General features: G+C 43.8%; 14 protein-coding genes. 7 read left to right on the top strand and 7 right to left on the bottom strand.

Annotated elements, in window-relative coordinates; genetic code table 11:
* Positions 1-129: 129 nt before the first annotated feature.
* From ACHUFQ_RS10025 to ACHUFQ_RS10010, 4 genes are all read right to left on the bottom strand, one after another.
* Positions 130-690, bottom strand: coding sequence for a DUF882 domain-containing protein (locus ACHUFQ_RS10025; RefSeq protein WP_394175192.1), 561 nt, complete (start codon positions 688-690; stop codon positions 130-132).
* Positions 691-1064: 374 nt separating this feature from the next.
* Positions 1065-2180 carry a DUF917 domain-containing protein gene (locus ACHUFQ_RS10020; protein WP_394175190.1) on the bottom strand — a complete coding sequence of 372 codons (1116 nt, stop codon included), beginning with the start codon at positions 2178-2180 and terminating at the stop codon, positions 1065-1067.
* Between the two features lie 135 nt (positions 2181-2315).
* Positions 2316-3617, bottom strand: coding sequence for a cytosine permease (locus ACHUFQ_RS10015; protein ID WP_394175188.1), 1302 nt, complete (start codon positions 3615-3617; stop codon positions 2316-2318).
* A gap of 52 nt (positions 3618-3669) precedes the next feature.
* The gene (locus ACHUFQ_RS10010; protein WP_394175185.1) at positions 3670-5823 is read right to left on the bottom strand and encodes a TonB-dependent receptor; all 2154 of its coding nucleotides are present in this window, start codon (positions 5821-5823) and stop codon (positions 3670-3672) included.
* Between the two features lie 195 nt (positions 5824-6018).
* Between ACHUFQ_RS10010 and ACHUFQ_RS10005 the strand changes: the two genes are divergently transcribed.
* Positions 6019-6543 (top strand): Lrp/AsnC family transcriptional regulator, encoded by a 525-nt coding sequence (locus ACHUFQ_RS10005; RefSeq protein WP_394175183.1) that lies wholly within the window; start codon positions 6019-6021, stop codon positions 6541-6543.
* A 53-nt stretch (positions 6544-6596) separates the two neighbouring features.
* Here ACHUFQ_RS10005 and ACHUFQ_RS10000 read toward each other — a convergent pair whose 3' ends face one another.
* Entirely contained in the window at positions 6597-7244 is a 648-nt protein-coding gene (locus ACHUFQ_RS10000; RefSeq protein ID WP_394175181.1) for a GDSL-type esterase/lipase family protein, read from the bottom strand.
* A 238-nt stretch (positions 7245-7482) separates the two neighbouring features.
* Between ACHUFQ_RS10000 and ACHUFQ_RS09995 the strand changes: the two genes are divergently transcribed.
* From ACHUFQ_RS09995 to ACHUFQ_RS09970, 6 genes are all read left to right on the top strand, one after another.
* Positions 7483-10143, top strand: coding sequence for a TonB-dependent receptor domain-containing protein (locus ACHUFQ_RS09995; RefSeq protein WP_394175179.1), 2661 nt, complete (start codon positions 7483-7485; stop codon positions 10141-10143).
* Between the two features lie 357 nt (positions 10144-10500).
* A complete protein-coding gene (locus tag ACHUFQ_RS09990; RefSeq protein WP_394175178.1) occupies positions 10501-13164 on the top strand; it encodes a TonB-dependent receptor in 2664 nt (887 codons plus the stop codon).
* A gap of 1071 nt (positions 13165-14235) precedes the next feature.
* Positions 14236-15156 (top strand): helix-turn-helix transcriptional regulator, encoded by a 921-nt coding sequence (locus tag ACHUFQ_RS09985; protein ID WP_394175176.1) that lies wholly within the window; start codon positions 14236-14238, stop codon positions 15154-15156.
* Between the two features lie 119 nt (positions 15157-15275).
* Positions 15276-15935: a c-type cytochrome gene (locus ACHUFQ_RS09980; protein ID WP_394175174.1), complete on the top strand. Its 660-nt coding sequence runs from the start codon at positions 15276-15278 to the stop codon at positions 15933-15935.
* Positions 15936-15940: 5 nt separating this feature from the next.
* Entirely contained in the window at positions 15941-17296 is a 1356-nt protein-coding gene (locus tag ACHUFQ_RS09975; RefSeq protein WP_394175173.1) for a cytochrome-c peroxidase, read from the top strand.
* A complete protein-coding gene (locus ACHUFQ_RS09970) occupies positions 17289-18806 on the top strand; it encodes a parallel beta-helix domain-containing protein (RefSeq protein WP_394175171.1) in 1518 nt (505 codons plus the stop codon). The genes ACHUFQ_RS09975 and ACHUFQ_RS09970 overlap by 8 nt, the downstream gene beginning before the upstream one ends.
* A gap of 371 nt (positions 18807-19177) precedes the next feature.
* On the opposite strand, the gene ACHUFQ_RS09965 is transcribed toward ACHUFQ_RS09970, so the two are convergent.
* Together ACHUFQ_RS09965 and ACHUFQ_RS09960 are read right to left on the bottom strand one after the other, a co-directional pair.
* Positions 19178-21046 carry a DUF3604 domain-containing protein gene (locus tag ACHUFQ_RS09965; protein ID WP_394175169.1) on the bottom strand — a complete coding sequence of 623 codons (1869 nt, stop codon included), beginning with the start codon at positions 21044-21046 and terminating at the stop codon, positions 19178-19180.
* Positions 21047-21171: 125 nt separating this feature from the next.
* The gene (locus ACHUFQ_RS09960; RefSeq protein WP_394175167.1) at positions 21172-21591 is read right to left on the bottom strand and encodes a GNAT family N-acetyltransferase; all 420 of its coding nucleotides are present in this window, start codon (positions 21589-21591) and stop codon (positions 21172-21174) included.
* Positions 21592-21628: the final 37 nt, after the last annotated feature.

Below are 21628 nucleotides of genomic sequence, written 5' to 3'. Positions count from 1 at the left end.
TCTGCAATCAAAGCCTTGTCTAAAAGCCTTTAAATTCTCACTGAGTGAGCAATAATTTAATGGGATTGGTATTATTGTATGGCATCAGATTTTAGATTACCTGCAAAAACCCGACATTATAGTGAAAAATTACCAGCTACGAACCCGTCCTGTATCGATATGGATGAACCCTGAATCAGGGTAATAGCCGACCCCCCCTAATCTCAGGGCTTTGGCCGTATCACGAAGTCGCGCCAGATCTTCACCTGGAATGGCAAAGTCCAGAGCCATACCTCGCATATGATAGCTTTTCTTAGCAACGCCATTGCTTTGGGTTGCCAGCATCGCATTGGTCTTTGGTGAGCGATAACCGGAGATAATATGAATTTCTTTATCTATACCCAGTTTTTCGCAGATAGCATGCATAAAATCGAATAGTTTAGGATCCAGGCTGGCGACTTCCTGTTGGCGGTGATCACGTAAGTGATGGTCAAATGATTCCAGTACCTGTTTATTGTACTGTCCGCTTTGCCAAAATACGCCCTGAACCCGTTCCTGGGTATGACGGTTATAAAATCTCAATGCCTTACCGTTGCCTGACAGGATATTGGCGTAGGCTTTTGTGCTCATCAATGGCGCAGAGGCACCAAGAATGGCTACGCCACCTAAGTTGCGGATAAATTTTCGACGATTTTTAGAAACAATGCTCATATAACCTCACTACGGGTACTACTGAATAACGAAAACAAGCGTTTTAGTGAAAGTGCACGTAGAGGTTAAGTTTTCTTTAAAAATACATCAATAGGTCGATAATTAATCATTATTATCTATTGTTAACAATGTATCTAACGTCATGTTTTACAATGCTTAAACGTGTAGAAATATTGTTTACATCTTTGTAACAAGAAAGGGTGAAAAATGTACTATTTACAATTTCGCACCCAAGGATAACAATTTGATTACATTATTATCTTTCAGTTTCAAGGTGTTAAATACGTTATTTGGATTAACACCTAGAAACTAAAGTTTTTCGAGGTAGGAAGCGGGGTTTAAAAGTTTCCTGAATATTGGCTGCGTTGAAAGTACTATTTCTTGGATTTAATCGCCGGCTGATATGGCACGTCAAGGCCAACATAAGCCGGACCGAATGCTTTTAGACCTCGCTCTGTTGTGAACTCTTTGGGAGCAGGCAGGATAACAATGGCAACTCGCATCCCCAGACTAAAATTTGGATTGGTAACAGGTTCCTGATTATCCAGATCCAGGCAACATATCAGGTCCGGGATGGTGACATCGACCTTATCATTTAAATAGGCGACCAGATTTTCATTTTTCACCTGCAGCTTATAGGTACTACCGGAATGCCTGGCATCACCTTTTATCGATACCTCACCTAAGGTAAAGCCATCTTCGGTGGTAAATTCGAAGTGCTCAACCAAGCCTTCGAAAGCCACATAACCGCCACCATGTTCAGCGATTTCTTTGGCGATATTCAAACCGTCCTGCTTGGCAATTCTAAACGCTTTGCCAATGGCTAATGCTTTGGAGATAGTTCCTTTGATAACCGCATGCTTGATGTCAGAAACGGGCATAGCGTGATCGATTGCGGCGATATCATTGCGACTAACCATGGACAGTGCCCGAACAACATGTTCAGCTCGTTGATCATCAATAATATTTTCGAGAACAAAACATTCTCCAAACTCATTGGCGGTAACGATAGGGGCAGCGTCCAGGTCATTAAAGTAATAGGTGGAGTGGGTGATTTCCGGAACTGCGCGACCAGCAGGGTCGGCATCAATGATATAACCGTCAAACATCGCCGCCAGATAAAATGAAATTGCCGTGTTAGAACCACCAAGTTCGCAACAAATAGTGCCAAAATATTCGTCGTTGGAGTAAGACTGCAGGCGTTTAAACGCCGTCATAATTGCGGGCTCGTTATTTCTCGGAAGGTTTTGGTACATGGCTTCTTCTTCAGCAGCCATTGGCGTTAATGCCCCTAACATATAAGGCGTACATACCTTTGCGCTCTGTGGAGCATCATCAATGCTAACCATGTTAAAGGTTTTGCCTGCGGCAAATGCACGATCAATATAATCAAATCCTTCATCGAGTTCGCCACCACCGCCAGTGCCGAGAATGGCACAACCGTAGAGAATATCGGACAAGTCCTGACGGGTTAACCTTGTAACTTTCATTGAGAAAAACCTTTTGTAAACGAATCTAAGTTCAATGTTGTAAGTGTCATCATGTTAACTTTTCCGGTGCTGAAAAGTATTTGTATGCATGGCGTTATTGGCGATGATCGTTTTTATATTTAGTGATTTAAAAAATTATTGTTTTTGTGCCAACAGTCGCGCTTTGAGTTTCTTAATGGCGATGTAAAGCAAGGAAGAAATAACCAGCGCATCAATCACTTCATAACCGCTAATGGTGAAATATCCCCGGGTAACTGAAATTGCCATCATTATTCCAGCTATCCAGGCACAGATTGCCACCCAACAAATCTTTTGCAGATGTTCAAGCGCCTCAATCTGATAGGGGCGTTTGTTTCTCAAGATGAAAAAATCCACCACATAAATTGCGGCTACCGGAGTAAAAACTATCGAAAGACTAAACAGGAAATCGGTAAAACGATCCAATAGATTAAGCGAGGCGGCAACAGTACCCAGAATACCCATGCCGATAACGATATGCTTTTCTTGCCAGCGATTGATGATGGCATTGGTGCCAAGCGCCGCGCTATATAAATTAATGACATTGGTGATCCAGCTTGAGGCAATCAGAAGAAACAGAGCAACAGAACCCAATCCCAACACTAACATAACGTTCAGTATGTCGTTACTGCCGACGGCGATACCCGCAATGGCCGAAACAATGTAGACAAAACTGCTGATACCTAAGAAGGGTAAAAATGAAGCCGTAACGGCATCTTTGTCGGTTTTTGCAAAGCGGGAAAAGTCTGGCATTAACACCACACTGACGATAAAACTGCCGACGACGATGGCTATTGCCTCAGAAAATCCCATCGTGTCATTGCCGGTGGAATTTAGTGTCTCCCAATTCAGTACCGCAAAACTCTGATAGCCCATGTACAACAAAAGTAAGAAGAATATCGGCACCAGATAATTGGAAATTTTTTCAATGATTTTAAATCCCCAGATTGTGGTAATCGTGATAACCACACCAATCGCAATTTCTAGCGGGATCAACGGCGGAATATAGGCAAATAATTGCTCGCTTAATTGCGTTAATGAGGCACTGAATAAATCCAGGTTTACCCCGTACCAGCCGAGCAGAGCTAGCACGAAAAGCGCGCTGATAATATCGGCGCCATAGCGACCGAACACAAATTTTAAGGTCATGCAGGAGGTTAAACGATTGTAACGACCAACCAGTCCGGTAATTGCCCCGAGTATCGACAGAATCAAACCACCGATGAAAAAAGCGAGCATACTGTCTTTAAAACCAAGACCATTTCCCACTTCAATGCCGGTAATCAAGCCCGGTACAGAAAACGCCAGACTGCCGTTAATCATACCGATTTTAAAGCCGTTAACCGTTAGCGATTGTGGGACTCGCTGAGTCGCATAATCGTTTGTTTCCAGGGTTGAGTTGTTATTCGTGTCGGGCATTTAGTTTCCGATAAATAAAAAGGCCCCGGGAGTGGGGCCGTAGTTGCTGTTGCTAGAAGCTGTATTTTACTTCAACGCCATAGCTGCGTGGTTTGTTTGGCATACGCGCGTATTCGGTAACACCATCGCCGAAAAAGAAGTTATCTTCAATACTGCGCTCATCGGTTAGGTTTTTCGCATAAAGCTGAATTGCCCACTGCTCCGAGACCAGGCCGATATTGGCATTTAGGAAGGTGTTGGTAGAAGACTCAATATCAGGCGATTCAATATCAAAATATCTTGGGCCAAGAACCTGCACATCGGCACGAGAATTTAATGACCAGTTCTCGCTAATTTCAATACTATGGTTGAGTGATAATGCATAATTATAGTCGGCAACCCAAACTTGCGAACGCCCTTCTAATTCAGGTCTTCCGGCAAATTCCTTGATCTCAGAATCAAGCCAGCCAGCACTTAATTGCATATCCAGATTGTCGGTAAGGTTTACGGCAAGTTCCAGTTCAAGACCCTGGGTAAGGACTTCATCAATGCCCAGATTTTCCAAGGTGAAGGTGTCGACATTAAACTGAGTGATTTGCGCATTTTGCTGATCGATGGCAAATAACGCGCCGTTGAAGGTAGCCATGCCAGCAAATAATGTTGATTTGAAACCAAGCTCATAACTATCGGACGTTTCTTTATCAAATACCCGGCTGATACCTTCGGCTGGCTCATTAAAGCCACCACTTCTGAAACCTTTTGAGTAACCGGTATACACCAGGAAGTCAGAATTCATTTGATAAGCGACAGTCACCTTCGGTTGCCATTGACTAAAGTCTTTATTAGCAATGGTCTCTTCTTTAAAGTTAGGGTCGAAAGACTGGCGATCGTCATAATCATAACGAAGCGCACCGGTTAACTCTAATTTGTCGGTGAGATCATAGTTTACCTGACCGGCAATAGCCCAGGCTTCGCTGCTATTGATATCGGCGATAGTCAGGTAAATCAAATCGTCGGTAAAGTCACTGCGATCGAGCGGCACGTCACCGAGTAAATCGTCGAAGAAGTTAATGGTGTTGTTGCGCTCTTTGTCCTGGTAGAAAGTAGATACCGCCCAGCGAAGATCACTTTCAGACTGGGAGGTTAATCTCGCTTCTACGGTAACCGATTCAACATCAAATAACCCTTCGGTTCCAAAAGGAGCGCGCAGGATAAAGCCGAATTCATCTTCTTCATACGTTGGATCGGCAGAATAATCACCATCGTAGAAATGTTCATTTTCGGACTTGTTGTAGGCGGTAATAAAGTCCAGAGTCGCATAGTCAAAATCATGGGAAATCTTGGCACTGAACTCAGCAACATCACGCTTATCGTTGTTGCGGATATTTTGGGACGTTTCAATAGAAAAATCTTCTACCGTATCTTCAGTTACGCCTTGATAGTAAGCAAAGCCAGCATCACTGGTTGTGTAACGGCTTTTTAATGACACGCTAGTTGCATCAAATATCTCAAAATGAAGTTGTCCGAATAGTGAATCTTCATCAAGGTAATCGGCCTCTTCATCGAGAAACTCGTTGTTAATCAGGCCATCGCTACTCTTGGTGTAGCCACCTAAACGAAAATACGCGGTATCATCCTCATTCAGTGAACCGGAAATTACCCCGTTTAATTCGTAGGTATCGCCATTGCCGATTGAGCCTTTGATGCTGCCTTCAAGCTCCTCATAAGGCTGCTTGGTGGTAATCAGAATGGCACCACCAACAGCACCACGGCCATACAAAGCACCTTGAGCACCGCGCATGACTTCGATGCGTTCGATATCCACTAAATCCTGATTAATAAATTCAAGATCTGATGCGGTTACACCGTCAACCACAAACGCCAGTGGTGGATCGCCCACTTGCGGTGTGATCAATCCTCGAATATTAATACGGGCTAATCCCGGGCGAAAATTATCTAAAGCCGTCAGGTTAGGTGTTAAGTTGGCGACATCGCGAATGCTGGTAATGCGCGCTGATTCGATATCATCGGCACTGAATGCCGTTACCGAATCGGGCACCGATTGAATCGTTTCTACACGACCACGGGCGGTCACTTCAATGGTTTCGATGTCACCGGTATCAACGACAGATTCTTGCTGCTCAGCCTGAATCGGTGCTGAAAAAGATAATGCAATTGCACTGGCGACTAACGACGGTGCAAAATAACCACTAACTCGTTTATTCATAACTTCCACCTTTAGGATAATTGTATTTTTATTCTTATCCTTATTGTCTACTTCAGTCGCAAAATAATATTTTGTTGTGACCGATTGAACTGGCAATATTTCCCTGAAATTGTAGTTCAGACACTAAAAATATATAGTTGTCGCCCCGTTATCGTGATTTGTCGCGCAATATGTCTTTTCGAGATCCAGGTTAATATGAAAAAAAACATAAAAATTGATAGCTACAACAAGAAGATATTAGCAACCTTACATTTGCAGGCGGATTTGACTAATGTCGAGTTGGCAGCAAAGGTCAACCTGTCTCCCAGCGCCTGTTTTCAAAGGGTTAAAGCGTTAAAAGAAGCCGGCTACTTTCGAACGTTTCATGCCGATGTCAATCTCGAACAAATCTGTGAGCATGTATTGGCCTACGTTGAATTTTCCCTGACAGATAACAGTGCGCCGGTATGTCGAAAGTTTGCGGCTGCGATCAATGATATTCCACAAATTATGGACTGCATGCGCATGAGCGGCGAAGTTGATTTTATCTCTTTGTGTTGTTTTTCAGACATTAAAGCGCTCAATGATGCTTGCGATAAATTATCGGAAAACCCAGAATTATCGATTAAACGTATTAACACTCGCATTGTACTCGATCGTACTAAGTTCTTTTTAGGGTATCCGCTTGCGCATTTGAAATGGTTTGATGAAAACCTGCAATTGGACGAAGGCAAACCTTAGAACGAAGGATTGCCCGTATGATGCAAAAGAATATTTTTCTTATTGACGTTTTTTTAAAGCGCGCCATTGTCTTTGAGTAATTCATGGACACGTTGGGCAAGTTTTGTGTAACCCTGTTGATTAAAGTGAACGCTGTCAGATTTGTATTGTGGTGAGCGCAACAGGTCAGCGATGAGTTCATCTTCAAAAATCAAATCATGTTTGTCCGCTAATTCCTGATAAAAATCGGCACTGTCAGAAAATAAACTCTTCTTTGGCACACCAAACAAAATCACATCTATGCCTCTTTGTTTAGCTGATTGAATCATTTGATCCAGGTTTTCCTGAGTCTGCGCCAGATTTAGATTACGTAAAATGTCATTACCACCTTCTATTAGCACCATTACATCGATTGAATGTTGGTCAAGTAGTGGTGGAAGCCGTCGCAATCCCGCTTCGGTCACTTCTCCAGAAATTCCCGCATTGATCACATTTAGCCCGGTTAACTGACTTAATATCGTTGGGTAACTGTGTTCAATGTTAACCCCTTTACCTGCAGTCAAGCTGTCTCCAAACGCTAGGATAGTCGCATTGCTGTCGAGGGCTTTTAATTGAGGGCCACCACAGCCGGTGACAAATAGGGACAAAAGCAAGACTAACAGAGTGGGAATTCTGGTATTGATGGTTGCTGCCTTGGTGGTTATCTTAGTGTTTCTCATCATACTGCTGCTGATTGCTAGGGCTTAATGCTAGGGCTTACTGGTTGAAAAATTTTGTGAATTTGATCAAAAAATTAACCAATCGCCCACAAGTTTTTAAAAAAGATAACAAAAAAACCTTTGCCTTGATACTCCCTTGTGATATCAATAACGATGTTGCAAGGGTTGCAACACACTAAAATTTAACCTTTTTGAACCGAATAAAAACGAACGATAAAAATAATTTATTTGGGGAAAAGACGTGTCTCTTAAAATCAATTCAGGGAAATCTGGCGCTAGATTTCGCAAAAAGCTTATTGCTCAGACAGTGGCAACTTCATTGGCTGTGGTATCCTTTGGTGCGCTAGCTGCCGAAGAAAATGCACCGGAAGAAGACATTAGCGATGTGATCGTGGTAACCGCACAAAAGCGTGTGCAAAATGTCATGAAGGTTCCGGTGACCGTAGATAGCGTATCGTCTGATACCATCGAAGAGTCTGGTTCCATCCTGTTACAGGATATTGATAAGTTTATTCCAGGTTTTGATTTTTCTGAAGGCACCATGACCCAGGCGGGTGTCACCATCCGTGGTATTTCCAGTCCAAATATCAGTGTCGGTTCTGACCCGTCATCAGCAACCTTCTTTGATGATGTCTATATGCCTCGCGCCGCCCAAAATGTCCTGTTCTCAGATATGCAGCGTATCGAGGTGCTAAAAGGCCCGCAGGGTACCTTATTCGGTAAAAATGCGGCGATGGGGGTTGTTAATATGATCCCGAATGCACCGCAGGAAGATTTCGAAGGATTTATCAAAGGCACCTTTGGCACCGATAACCTGGTGCGTATCGAAGGCATGATCAATTTTGAGTTGATCGAAGATGTGTATTTTCGCGCAAACTTCTTAACCAATGAACAAGATGGATTTGTTGATAACGTAGCTCGCCCGGCGTGGAATGAAGGCACCAAGATTTGGGAATTGGGCGCTGAAAACCATGACGCCGCTCGCGCCTCAATAAAATGGCAGGTGAGTGATCGTACCGATGTCACGTTCTCGTTCGATTGGGATGATTTAGAGCAAGCGCCACCAATGGCGATAGGTTTAAGCGAGTACGCCTGGGAAAACCCTAATGATGGTGTTCCGGGCAATATCGATCCTTTTGCCGACAAAGCGGAAAATGACGTTCGTCATGGTGTAGAAGGTCGTGACATGACGGCCTACACGCTGAAGTTAAACCATGAGTTTGATGACAACTGGTCGTTGAAATTGGTTTCCAGTTATCGAGAGTGGGAAACCGTTAACCGTCAGGATGAAGACGGTACCGCCAACATTACCCGTTATCTCGATACCTCAAATAATGAAGATTCCAGCATTTTCTACAATGAGCTGCAAATCAACTATGTTGGCGACAAGTTAAGTTATGTTGGTGGTTTCACTTATTCAAAAGAAGATGTCTGGCAAGAATCCGAAATTAATGTCACTACCGATACCGTTGCGCGATTAGTCACTCAGGACTTAAACGGTCAGGTAAAACAGGTTGTTGGTGGCGAAGTTCTCAATGGATTAGAACAAGCTGGCTTGATTGATATGGCCATGGGCGATGTTGATAAGGCCGCAGCGATTTATGCGTGCTCCTTGCAAGGGCTTGACCCGTCAAACTGTATCGGTCAGGTAAGCTTTGCTGATGTTGTCGACCAGGCTTATGCCGATTCTGGTTTGGAGATGGATCACCTGTGGAATGCTAATGAATGGTCTAATGTCTTGTCGGCATTTGGTATGGACGCAAGCCCAGGTTTCGTTACGGCAACGGGCGATTTAACCTATGACCTTGCAGCGCAGATGTTTGGCGAACCACTCATTTTCGGGCCAAGTTTTGGTGGCATGTTCTGGTCTGAAAACTTCGTCAATACCGGTGACTTTACCAGTTACGGGATATATTCTGATTTCGATTATCAGTTTACCGACAAATGGAATGCGTTTTTTGGTCTTCGCTACACCCGGGATGATAAAGAGTTCACCTGGGAGATTACCGAGACTCAGTTTACCGAAGAGCGTCCCGGTGTGACCAATATCTTATTCCCAGCGGTGCCTAAGTTTGGCGCAGAGGATTCCTGGAATGAATTGACAGGGCGTATTGGTACCGGTTATCAAATTAATGATGATCACATGGTATTTGTCTCATACGCTACAGGTTATAAAGCGGGTGGTTATGACTCTTTGAATATCTCCAGTGCGACGCAACCGTTTGAGCCAGAGGAAGTAAAAAACCTGGAACTTGGTTACAAAGGGGTGTTAGCCGATAGTTTACGTACAACATTGGCTTTCTATCACACCGTTCTCGATGGCCGTCAACGTAGTGTCGAATCTAAGCCTCCGGGTCAGAACCAGGCATTGCCTACGGTTGTTAACGAAGATTTGGTGCTCAATGGTGTTGAAATTACCTTAGCCTGGGAAATCATCGACGGTATGACCTTTGGTGCGGTAACCGATTATCGCGAGACCGATCAGGAATCCGAGGCGTTCTACAACGCGGTAGGTGAGCTGATTGATGCGATGACCATCTCCGGTGAGTCCAGCGTTAATTACACTCTGACTTATGACTGGATGATGGACATAGGTTTAGGGGATACTCGTTTACACATAGATTATGTGTTCGCGGAAAACACACGGGTATTTGAAGTGGGTCAGCCAGCATTTGTGGAAGATATTCCCAATTACTTTGATGATCGTCAGGACTTAAACGCGCGTATATCCTGGGCTAGCGAAAATGAAAACTGGGAACTTGCCATCTGGGGTAAGAACCTGTTGGATAATCGCTATGTTGAAGGCAGCTTAGGCGGCCGTACTGCGGGTGTACTTGGTACGCCGTACGTAACGATTAACCGAGGTCTGGAAGCGGGGATTGAAGTGAAATACGGATTCTAAATAACGTTTAGAATCACACACCAAAAATCATACCCAACTGGGACCAATAAGGAGAATGGCAAACACCATTCTCCTTTTTTTTACCGCGAATAGAGGAGGAATCGATAATGACCCTATACCGTGTTGTTGGTTATGCTTGTGCCTGTTTTTTGAGCGATATGGGTGATATTTGTCATAATGTTAACAATTGATAGCTGAACACCTAATAATGTCTTTTCGTTTGACCTCTCCTGTGGTATCAATACATCAGCTGCAAGGGTTGCAGCCCACTAAAATATTAACCTTCACGAACCAGAATGCATTTTTGTAATTGCATAAAAGTGTGCCAAAAATAAAAACATTTATTGGGGAAATGAAGTGTCCTTTACCTTTAATTCAGGGAAATCTTGCGCGAGATTTCGTAAAAAACTTATTGCTCAGACAGTGGCGACATCACTGGCTGTAACATCCTTGGGCGCGTTTGCCGCCGAAGACAATACATCGGAAGAAGACATTAGTGACGTGATTGTGGTTACGGCCCAAAAGCGCGTGCAAAATGTGATGAAAGTTCCGGTAACCGTTGACAGTGTTTCCTCTGATACTATCGAGGAATCTGGCTCTATCTTGCTAAAAGATATCGATAAATTCATTCCTGGTTTTGACTTCTCTGAAGGCAGTATGACTCAATCGGGTGTGACCATTCGTGGTATTTCCAGCCCAAATATTTCCGTAGGTCAGGATCCATCTTCTGCAACATTCTTTGACGATGTTTACATGCCTCGTGCCGCACAAAATGTCTTATTTTCCGACATGCAGCGCATCGAGGTGCTAAAAGGTCCGCAAGGTACTTTATTTGGTAAGAATGCGGCGATGGGGGTTGTTAACATGATCCCGAATGCGCCGCAGGAAGATTTTGAAGGGTTTGTAAAAGGCACTTTTGGTACCGATAATCTGGTACGTATTGAAGGCATGATCAATTTCGAGCTGCTCGAAGATGTATACCTTCGTGCCAACTTCTTAACCAACGAGCAAGATGGTTTTATTGAAAATGTCGCGCGTCCAGCGTGGAACGAAGGCACTAAAATCTGGGATTTGGGTGCTGAAAATCATGACGCGGCCCGTGTAGCCGTCAAATGGCAGGTAAGTGATCGTACCGATGTTAGCGTCTCATTCGATTGGGATGATTTGGATCAGGCACCACCAATGGCCATTGGTTTAAGCCCGTATGCCTACGACGAAAATCCTGGCGACGGTGTACCTGGTAACTACAACCCTTTCCCAAATAGCGTCGCAAACGATTTGCGCGATGGTCAGGAAGGGCGCGATATGACAGCCTATACCTTTAAACTAAATCATGAGTTTGATGAAAACTGGTCAATGAAGTTTGTTACCAGTTATCGCGAATGGCAAACCGTTAACCGCGGTGAAGAAGATGGTACCGCAGAGATCACCCGTTACCTTCATACGTCAAATAACGAAGATTCCAATATTTTCTACAATGAGCTGCAATTTAACTACACCGGTGACAAGCTAAGCTATGTGGGTGGTTTTACCTATTCTAAAGAAGATGTTTGGCAAGAATCTGAAATTAATGTCACCACTGATACTGTTGCCCGCCTGGTCACTCAGGACCTAAATGGTCAGGTAAAACAAGTTGTCGGCGGTGAAGTCCTCAATGGATTGCAGCAAGCAGGATTAATCGATATGGCCATGGGCGATGTTGATAAGGCCGCTGCGATTTATGCGTGTTCTCTACAAGGGCTTGACCCGTCAAACTGTATCGGCCAGGTTAGTTTTGCTGACGTTGTCGACCAGGCTTATGCCGATTCTGGTTTGGAAATGGATCACCTTTGGAATGCCAATGAATGGTCCAATGTCTTGTCGGCATTTGGTATGGACGCAAGCCCTGGTTTCGTCACGGCAACGGGCGATTTAACCTATGATCTTGCGGCGCAAATGTTTGGTTCACCATTGATTTTTGGGCCTAGCTTTTCAGGTATGTTCTGGTCAGAGAACTTCGTTAACACTGGTGAGTTCACCAGTTATGGCGTTTATTCTGACTTTGATTATCAGTTTACCGACAAGTGGAATGCTTTCTTTGGTCTTCGTTATACCCGTGATGATAAAAAATTCACCTGGGAAATTACTGAAACAGAATTTACCGAAGAGCGTCCCGGTGTAACCAATATTTTATTCCCGGCGTTGCCACAAATCAGTGCTGAAGATTCCTGGAATGAGCTGACCGGTCGCATCGGTACGGGTTATCAAATCAATGATGATCATATGGTATTTGTATCTTATGCCACAGGCTATAAAGCGGGTGGTTATGATTCTTTGAATATCTCCAGTCAGGCACAACCATTTGAACCAGAAGAAGTGAAAAACCTGGAAATTGGTTACAAGGGCGTGCTTTCAGACAGTCTACGCACCACGTTAGCGTTTTATCATACCGTTCTTGATGGCCGTCAACGCAGTGTTGAGTCTAAACCTCCGGGCCAAAATCAGGCGCTACCTACGGTTGTTAACGAAGATTTAGTGCTTAATGGTGTTGAAGTTACCTTAGCCTGGGAAATCATCGACGGTATGACCTTTGGTGCGGTGACCGATTATCGCGAGACCGATCAGGAATCTGAAGCATTTTACAATGCGGTAGGTGAGATGATTGATGCGATGACTATTTCTGGTGAATCCAGTGTTAATTATACGTTGACCTATGACTGGATGATGGACATCGGTTTAGGCGATACCCGTTTACATATTGATTATGTGTTCGCGGAAAACACACGGGTATTTGAAGTGGGTCAGCCAGCATTTGTTGAAGATATTCCAAACTACTTCGACGATCGTAAAGACCTGAACGCACGTATTTCCTGGGCAAGTGAAGATGAAGACTGGGAATTAGCTATCTGGGGTAAGAACCTGCTAGACAACCGTTATGTTGAAGGCAGCTTAGGTGGTCGTACTGCTGATGTACTAGGTACCCCATACGTTACCGTAAACCGTGGTTTAGAAGCAGGTATTGAAGTGAAATACGGCTTCTAATCTAAATCTTAAGTTGTTTCAGCGTTTAACGCTAAATGATAAAGGCAGGTGATTATGTCACCTGCCTTTTTTATTGCGTAAAATGCTGTAAATGAACCTCTGCCTTAATGGAATTGGTATAATACCAATCCCATTAAGTTTGTGCACAACTCAGAGTTAGGGCAGAGGTTCAGTTACAACATAGAATTCGTTGATATAGTCATTCTATATATATGAAATATAGGGCAGTAAATGGGCCTCTCACTAACTCCCTACGGGTGAGTTTTAAAGGCATTTATCCTGCGTTACTGATTTTGACAATGGAATAACCATTCTCTGCAATCAAAGCCTTGTCTAAAAGTCTTTAAATTCTCACTGAGTGAGCAATAATTTAATGGGATTGGTATAAGGTCTATAGTGAGTAATCAGATTGGGATTAAAAGTGAGGTTGGTGCTTATTTATCTTTTTCAGCGCAATGTGAATTTTTGCGCAAGCGTTTCGAGGATTTTGTCGCCAAGATCTGGTTTTATCGAATGTTAGGTAGCAGAAAAAGGATTAGATATGTTTATTTTCAAACAAGCATACCTAATCCTATTTTCGTACGTAAATCAAAAACAAACCTGAAAAATTAATTCAAATTTGCTTTTAGGGCACCCATCCTTAGGTTCACTAAAATTAACCTTCTAGAACAAATATTCTAATATTGGCTAGATACTAACCACGGTTAAATCAGGGACTAAAATCCCAAATAAATCCTTTGTTGTCAATAAGATCCGACCAGTTAAATTAGAGTGATTAATCTAATTAAGGCCATTTTTTCAACAAACTTTCTGAAAAACAAACGTTTTTTGCTAACCCTAAAAATTCGCATTATTGCAATGCGGGTAAATCACTGGCAAAAGGTGTTGGCCGATGGTAACCTCAGCCCATATTCAAACAACAAGCCGGTTTTTTTCCTGTAAATGAGTTCATTGAACCTGTTTTTAAGTCATTTTGCTTTTGCTCAATTCTCCCTTGCATTGTTAATCCTATTTCCCCGAGCGAAACAGTCATTACAAGTTCGTTTGTACTGTCTTTTGATGGCGACCGTCATGTTGTATCTTTTGCCGCAAATGTTTGGCTCACTCACGTTGTACAGTCCGATTTGGATACTGGTGTTTATTGCCTCAAATATATTACCCGGGGTATTTTTTCTGGTAGGCCTTAGTGTATTTAGTGACCACATTGAAATTAAGCCCTGGCAATATTTGCTGGCATTGACGCCGGTGACGTTAGCTTCACTCGCGCAACTTATGCTGGCGATTAATAATCCCGCCAGTGCAACGGTGGAAACGCTGGCTATGGCCGCCAAAGTCGCGGTAATGCTGCTTGAATTGGCGTTGATTTTATATGCACTGTTTATCGCCCTGAAATACTGGCGTAATGATTTGGTAGCTGAGCGGCGTTTTATTCGTGGCTCGGTGATCAGTTTTTGCTCAGCTTATATTTTTCTGGTGATTTTCGTTGAACAATTGCTCGATGTCCAAGGAAGCTGGTTACTGACCGGGAAGCTTGGGTTGCTGGCATTGCTGGCTACAGGGTTAAATGTGTTGCTGATGCAAATCAAACCTAACTCCATGTTTGAACCGCCTCAGCAAGTTGCCGAGAAAAGTGAATCCCATGAACCACAATTGCAGCAACTTGAACAAGCAATGCGAGAAGAAAAACTGTATCAACAAGAAGGCCTCACTATCGCCAGACTTGCTCGTCATTTAGGGTTCGGTGAGCAGAAATTAAGGTCTTTGATTAATGGCGTGTTAGGCTATCGAAACTTTAATGATTATTTAAATTATTTTCGCATCGAGGAAGTGAGCAAACAGTTACTACGTCCTGAAAATGCCTCGACTCCGATCCTGACGCTTGCCCTAAATAGTGGGTTTCGCTCGTTAAGTTCGTTTAATAAAGTGTTTAAGGAAACCCATAGCATCACACCGAGCCAATATCGTAAAAATCACGGTATAACCTATAAATAATGCGGCTTTGCAAGGAATTCGTCAGAGATTTACAGGAATCCGCAAGCATTTAAATGGTCAATTTGTATAGTGAAGCTGTAGCTTTTCAAATCCAAAAGGTGATTTTCGTGATACCCACAATGATAAAAATTATTTCGTCTCTTTTTGCTTTGGGATTTGTCTTGATTGTTGGCACTTCAACAATTTCTGTGGCGTCGGCATCGGAAAAAGGTGACGCTAAAAACGGAGAGCGGTTGTATCAAACTTGTGTTGCCTGTCATGGTGATAATGGTCAGGGTAATGATGCATTGCAGGCTCCGGCTTTAGCGGGTCAGTACCCTTGGTATTTGGCGCAACAGTTAGATAATTACAATACCGGCAAACGCGGTACGCAAGCAGGTGATACTGCGGGCATGCAAATGCTGCCGATGGCGCAACTCGTGGCCGATGAAAAGGCCAAAGCTGACGTATTGGCTTATGTTGCCACCTTTGATGTAGAAAGTGATGCTAAAACAGAATTGGACGCCGAAACCATGCGCAACGGCTCAAGACAATACAATTCACAGTGCGCAGCCTGTCATGGTAATAACGGCAAAGGTAACGAAGCGTTGAAATCGCCAAACCTCACCACGCTTTCAGCAGATTATTTGACTCGCCAATTACAAAATTACAAAGCCGGTATCCGCGGCTATCATCAGGATGACAAGTACGGTCGACAAATGCGGATGATGGCTAACACCATCAGCAACGATAAAAACCTTAAGGACATCGTTTCATTTATCCAGACTCTGGATAAGTAATTGAGATGAAATTTTTGATTGCCGTTAAATCTAAATTTCAAAACCTGATAAGTTTAGGGGTCGCCCTGATCGCAGGACTGTCTTTGGCATTGGTATTTGCTGCCATGTCAAAAGCTCAGGCAAGTGAAGCGGAGAACTTCGAATTAAAACAGCATTGTCCTCCGAGTTTTGAGAAAAACGCCAAAGGCCACTGTATGCTGCGTACCATGTATGAATTTTATAATTCGGTACAAAACCGTGGGGTGGGCGGTACGCAAACTTCATTGCCTGACCATCGTGATGGCTTTACTCCGGCGCAAATTGATTTAGGCCGCTACTTGTTTTTCGATCCGTTATTGTCAAAAGACGGGTCACTATCCTGTGCCAGTTGTCATCAGCCGGAAAAAGGTTTTAGCGATGATATGGACAGAAGCGTCGGCGTTACCGGGGAAAAAGTGCCGCGCAGCGCACCAACCTTATGGAATGTGGCGTTTTTGGATAGATTCTTCTGGGATGGTCGCGCAGATACACTGGAACAGCAGGCCATAGGCCCATTGTTTGACCCGAAAGAAATGGGTAATAATCCGCAGCAGTTATTGTCCTCGTTACGCTCCAATGATAGCTATCCAAAGATGTTTAATCAGGCATTTCCAGAATCGGATCAAATTGAGATAGAGCAAGTAGCAACGGCGTTAGCCGCATTCCAGACTTCATTAATTTCATTAAATTCGCGATACGATCAATATGCCCATGGCTTTCATGATGCGCTGAGTGAAAATGAAATTAAGGGGATGAACATATTTCGTTCTTTCGTGGCAAGGTGCGCCGAGTGTCATCAACCGCCACTATTTACCAACAATCAAATTGCCGTGATAGGCACACCTGAACCCGAAGGGATGCCTTTCGACCCCGGTGCGGAAGTGCCTTTTAATGACAAGCGTATGCGTGGCGGATTTAAAGTACCAACGTTGCGCAATATTGCCAAAACCGCCCCATACATGCATTCTGGTGGTATGAAAAGCTTAAGGGAAGCAGCAGGTTTTTATACCAAGGGCCGCGGGCATGCGGTTCCGGAAGGCGAGGAGTTAATCATTCACTGGCATATTTGGGAGCCAAATTTGACCGACGAAGAGTTGGACCGAATTGTCGATTTCCTCCATGCGTTAACTGATGAAAGTCTGACACCGCAAATTCCTGTTGTATTACCATCAGGTTTGCCGGTGGTGGATGCGAAATATGCCGCAAATTTGCAGAATCTACACAATTTATCAGGGGATAAACCGATGCCTTCAGTGAGCAACAATAAAAAGTTGGGGGCATCATCCATTAACAATCAACAACAAGAAAACGTAAGGGAAGTAAGCGGAGATATTTATGAGTAAAGGAAAGGTTATTTTATCAGCGGTACTGGTTGCTGCTGCCTTTGCAGGAGGTACGTACTATGGTGGCAAAAATAGTGCGCCAGTTATCACCTCAAGCGCAGGCGGTGCCAGCTTTACAGGTGGCTATGATAAGTCACAAGATATCCAGTCGCAGGCGGGCACCACAGATGTGGTAGATTTGAAAGCAACCGGTAATGTCATTGTCGTCAATGAAGGTGAGTTAATCATGGATGCGGTGAAAGCGGCAGAACCAGGTGACACCATTCAAATCATGCCAGGGACCTATCACGAAACCGTTTATGTCGACAAAGAAAGCATTTCTTTAGTCGGTGTTATTAAAGAAGGTGAACGTGCAACTTTAGACGGTAAAGGCGTGCTTAATGACGCGATCCTGTATTCAGGCAATAACTTCGCTGTTGAGAACCTCAAAATTACTCGTTACAAGGGCAATGGTATTATGGGGCAGGCGGGTAACAACTTTGTGATCCGCAACAATGTGATTGTTGATACCGGTATTTACGGTATTTTCCCACAGCTCGGCAAAAACGGCGTGGTTGAGCACAATGTTATTTCTGGTATCGAAGATGCGGCGATTTACGTTGGTATGAGTGACAACATTCAGGTGGCTTATAACGATGTATTTGAATCGGTTGCTGGTATCGAAATTGAAAATTCTCGTCACGCGATTGTTGAGCACAATTATGTTCACAATAACACAGGCGGTATCCTGGCGTTTATTACTCCAGGTCTACCTATTAAAACTACCTATGACGTAATCATCCGTAACAACTTTGTTGTGGATAACAACCACGAAAACTTTGCAATTCCAGGCTCTATGGTTGCCATGATCCCACCGGGTTCCGGTATTGTTGTCTGGGCAGGTGATGATGTCATCATCGAAGGTAATATCATTACCAACAACAAAACCGCCGGTATCTTGATTTCTGATCATATCTCATTTGGTAATGCTACCGGAGATCCGGACTCAGAACCGTATCCGGATCGTACTATGATTCTCGATAACGTGATGATGAAAAACGGTTACGACACCATTGATGAAGTGAAAGCCTTGATGCTTACTGAGTTTAAACAGGGTGATGCGGATATCGTTAAAGTTGGTGGTGGTATCGATTCTTGTATTATCAACCGTCACCGTTACGTAACCGTTGGTGTTGATGACTGGAAAGAGTGTGACTTCACGAACACCGATAATATCGACACGTACCTGCTAGACAAACCAGTACCACCGCGTGATATCGATGCCTCAGAGCGTGGTAAAATTGCCTATCTTGGTATCTGTACCGGTTGTCACACCTATTCTGGCACTATGATTGGCCCACCGGTGCAAATTATTCAGGCGTTGTATATGGATAATCCGGAAGGGTTGGCTGAGTGGATTGCTAATCCAACTAAAAAACGTGAAGACTACCCGGAAATGCCGCCACAAAACTACCTGGACGAAGAAACGCGTCTGGCGGTGGCAAAATACATGTTATCCGCGAAAAACTAATCGTTTAGTTTTTGCATGAAAAAGCCAGGTATCTGACCTGGCTTTTTTGATCTTAACTATTTGCTAGTTGGTGTTATACCAATCACATTAAATTATTGCTCACTCAGTGAGAATTTAAAGGCTGTTAGACAAGGCTTTGATTGCAGAGAATGGTTATTCCGCTCTCAAAATCAGCCAAAATCAGTAACGTAGTCCAAACGCCTTTAAAACTCACCCGTAGGGAGTTTACCAGAGGCCCATTTACGACCCTATATTTCATTAATATAGAATGACTATATCAATAAAATCTAAGTTGTAACTGAACCTCTGCCCTAACTCTGAGTTGTGCACAAACTTAATGTGATTGGTATTAGTTGGGCGTTAATCCGGTATCAATTCGGGGTGTACCAAACTGGCGAAGTATAAGCTCTGTCCTGAACAATCATTTTTACATCATCCTCAAGTTTTAAATTGAAAAACTTGGCATCAAATGCGGTCCAGCGTGGTTTTGGTATTTCAATAACGCGCACGTAATAGAAAGCTTTTTCTTTGGCATCAAAATCCGGATCTTGCCAGTAGGCCTGTTGGGCAACTGCTCCGATATCATTGGTGTAAGTGGCATTTTTTACATCAACGGTATTACCAACCGGTTCTTTGCAGATACCATCTTTGTCTATTTCCCTGTCGTCTGACACTGCGACATCGTATACCCGTTCGTGCGTTTTACCGCCTTTATCTAACCAGCCTTTGATTATCTGTACTCGATCGAGGTTGGCGCCATCCTGGTCTTTTAATGCCTGAACTAAGAAAGTAGGAGATTTTCCTGATGGTGCTTGACTGAGATCGCCGCCCATAGGAACACCATTGGCATAACCATTACTGGCAAAATCTTCCCGGGCTAAATCCGATTCCTGAAAATCCCAGCCGGCGAATAGTCGAACCTTCAGGCGAGAACCTGAAGTGGCATAAACTTCTTTACGAGCCATCGCATCCCAAATCGCTTCCCGGGTATTTTCTCGAGCCCAAACGGCGGCAAGACCTGAGGCGCCGAGATCTTTGGCGTATAGCGATAATTCTGGTTTCTCACCTTCAATGAGGACATGTTCAATGCGGTGTGGGTCTGGCTCAACAAAATGAGCTTTACCAAAGTTATTATCTTCTCGGGTGGTGGCAAGGCCAGTATGGTTATCAGTAGAGCCGACCATACCAAATTTAAATGGATTGGCACCCAGTTCTGCTTCTTGTTTCAATCCTTCCTTTAATGCCGAGCGAGCATACTCGCCGGGTAACATATCATTTGTTTTCGCTACCTTACCGCTGATGTTGCCGGCATCCATGGTTTCGAAATCAGCAAATGCATCATCTGGTGATAAAAACGGATGAGTTTCACCATCGCCTTTTTGCTGAGTAACCTCAACAATCGGTTCCCACTTCATCCGGGTCTTGGCATAGGCTTCGGTGATAGGGTCGCCACTTAGTGTTTTGGTATCGAACATATAACCGTTCGAGAGGTTACCATTGTGAGGAATAGCTAATACTTTGCCGCCAGTTTTATCCTCATAAGATTGCAAATATTTCCACAAATCTTCGGCATCGACTGAATCAAATTGTGAATAAGGTAACACCTGGTTGGTTTTTTCTTTATCGTCACGGAAAATCACAACCCGATGCATATTGTTACCATTTGGATGCGATGTCCATTCAAAACCATGGAAAGCGGTAAACACCCCTGGGCGGTTATATTTGTCTGCGTTAGTGGTCACCTTATCCCAGGCGGATTTCACCATTTTCGGGTCATCAATTAAATCGTTATCTTCAGCCCGTATCCACTCAAGAAATGCATCATATCCTTTCCCTGCTTTGGTCATTTCCACCCATTTTTTACCTTGCTCATTGGCCATCAGTATTGGATCTTCGCGGCGAATAAAATCCGCAAGCCCCAGGTTTTCCGCATGATCGGCAACCACAATAAAATCCAGAGGGCGCCTTAATTGGGTTTTCCAGCCGAGGTTACTGGTAACGGTTTCGCCCATTGCAAAGCGGTAAGCATCATCTGGGGTCAATGTGGCACCGGCCATGCCTGAGTCGGTAGACCATGAGGTATGTAAATGGGTGTCACCAAAATAGACATTGTCTGGGGTGTCCAGACCCTGATATGGAGAATATTCTTTGTCGTATTTGTCAGCTTGGGCGATGACGGTTTTGTTGGCGGCGAATGCCAGCAATAAACTGACTACCAAAGTGGTGCGATTGAGTTTCATTATGACCCCGCTTTGCTTGCTATAACCAGCGTCCGCTGCGTTGAACCGCTTGAGCTAGTGCTGCAACGGGGTCCTTTGTATTAAAGATGTGGTAAGTATAGAAAAGTATTAATAAAAGTCGAAAGTTAGTTGCTGTTTAAATACAAGGCAATCAATTCGTGTTTTTTACGGTAAGCAAGATACCTTTGGCGTAATTCTTCGGGTAATAATGAGCCTTGGATAACGGCGAAATGTTGTTTTTGATAAAAGCTCATCAGTTCATTCCCGCAAAAGCAATAAAGCTGTGGGTGTAGGTCTGCGGCTTTCGCTAATAACGATTGGGCGATGCCTTGGCCTCGATGATTGTTGTCGACTACAAGAGCATGCAGCAACGGGTGACTGTCTTTAAAAGAGATGATAACCGAGGCAATGATGTCCTGATTATCACGGACCAGGTAGGTGACGTCGTCACCAAGAAAGCGGGCGGAATAGCGCTGCTGCTTGTAAAAGCGTTGAATCGCTTTTTTATCGGATTTATCGGCGGTTTCGATGAAAAAATCTGACATGGGACATCGTATTAAGGGGACAGAGTCGTTAACTTAT

This window comes from Thalassotalea litorea (assembly GCF_043642205.1).
Classification (GTDB): Bacteria; Pseudomonadota; Gammaproteobacteria; order Enterobacterales; family Alteromonadaceae; genus Thalassotalea_A; species Thalassotalea_A litorea.
Note: the sequence above shows the minus strand (reverse complement) of the source record. Positions and strands in the feature narration are given on the sequence as shown.

Coding starts and splice junctions, on each gene's coding strand:
- ACHUFQ_RS10015 (WP_394175188.1), bottom strand. CDS start 3,617: ATGCCCGACACGAATAACAACTCAACCCTGGAAACAAACGATTATGCG.
- ACHUFQ_RS10000 (WP_394175181.1), bottom strand. CDS start 7,244: ATGATGAGAAACACTAAGATAACCACCAAGGCAGCAACCATCAATACC.
- ACHUFQ_RS09970 (WP_394175171.1), top strand. CDS start 17,289: ATGAGTAAAGGAAAGGTTATTTTATCAGCGGTACTGGTTGCTGCTGCC.
- ACHUFQ_RS10005 (WP_394175183.1), top strand. CDS start 6,019: ATGAAAAAAAACATAAAAATTGATAGCTACAACAAGAAGATATTAGCA.
- ACHUFQ_RS09975 (WP_394175173.1), top strand. CDS start 15,941: ATGAAATTTTTGATTGCCGTTAAATCTAAATTTCAAAACCTGATAAGT.
- ACHUFQ_RS09980 (WP_394175174.1), top strand. CDS start 15,276: ATGATAAAAATTATTTCGTCTCTTTTTGCTTTGGGATTTGTCTTGATT.
- ACHUFQ_RS10025 (WP_394175192.1), bottom strand. CDS start 690: ATGAGCATTGTTTCTAAAAATCGTCGAAAATTTATCCGCAACTTAGGT.
- ACHUFQ_RS09965 (WP_394175169.1), bottom strand. CDS start 21,046: ATGAAACTCAATCGCACCACTTTGGTAGTCAGTTTATTGCTGGCATTC.
- ACHUFQ_RS09960 (WP_394175167.1), bottom strand. CDS start 21,591: ATGTCAGATTTTTTCATCGAAACCGCCGATAAATCCGATAAAAAAGCG.
- ACHUFQ_RS10010 (WP_394175185.1), bottom strand. CDS start 5,823: ATGAATAAACGAGTTAGTGGTTATTTTGCACCGTCGTTAGTCGCCAGT.
- ACHUFQ_RS09985 (WP_394175176.1), top strand. CDS start 14,236: ATGTTGTATCTTTTGCCGCAAATGTTTGGCTCACTCACGTTGTACAGT.
- ACHUFQ_RS10020 (WP_394175190.1), bottom strand. CDS start 2,180: ATGAAAGTTACAAGGTTAACCCGTCAGGACTTGTCCGATATTCTCTAC.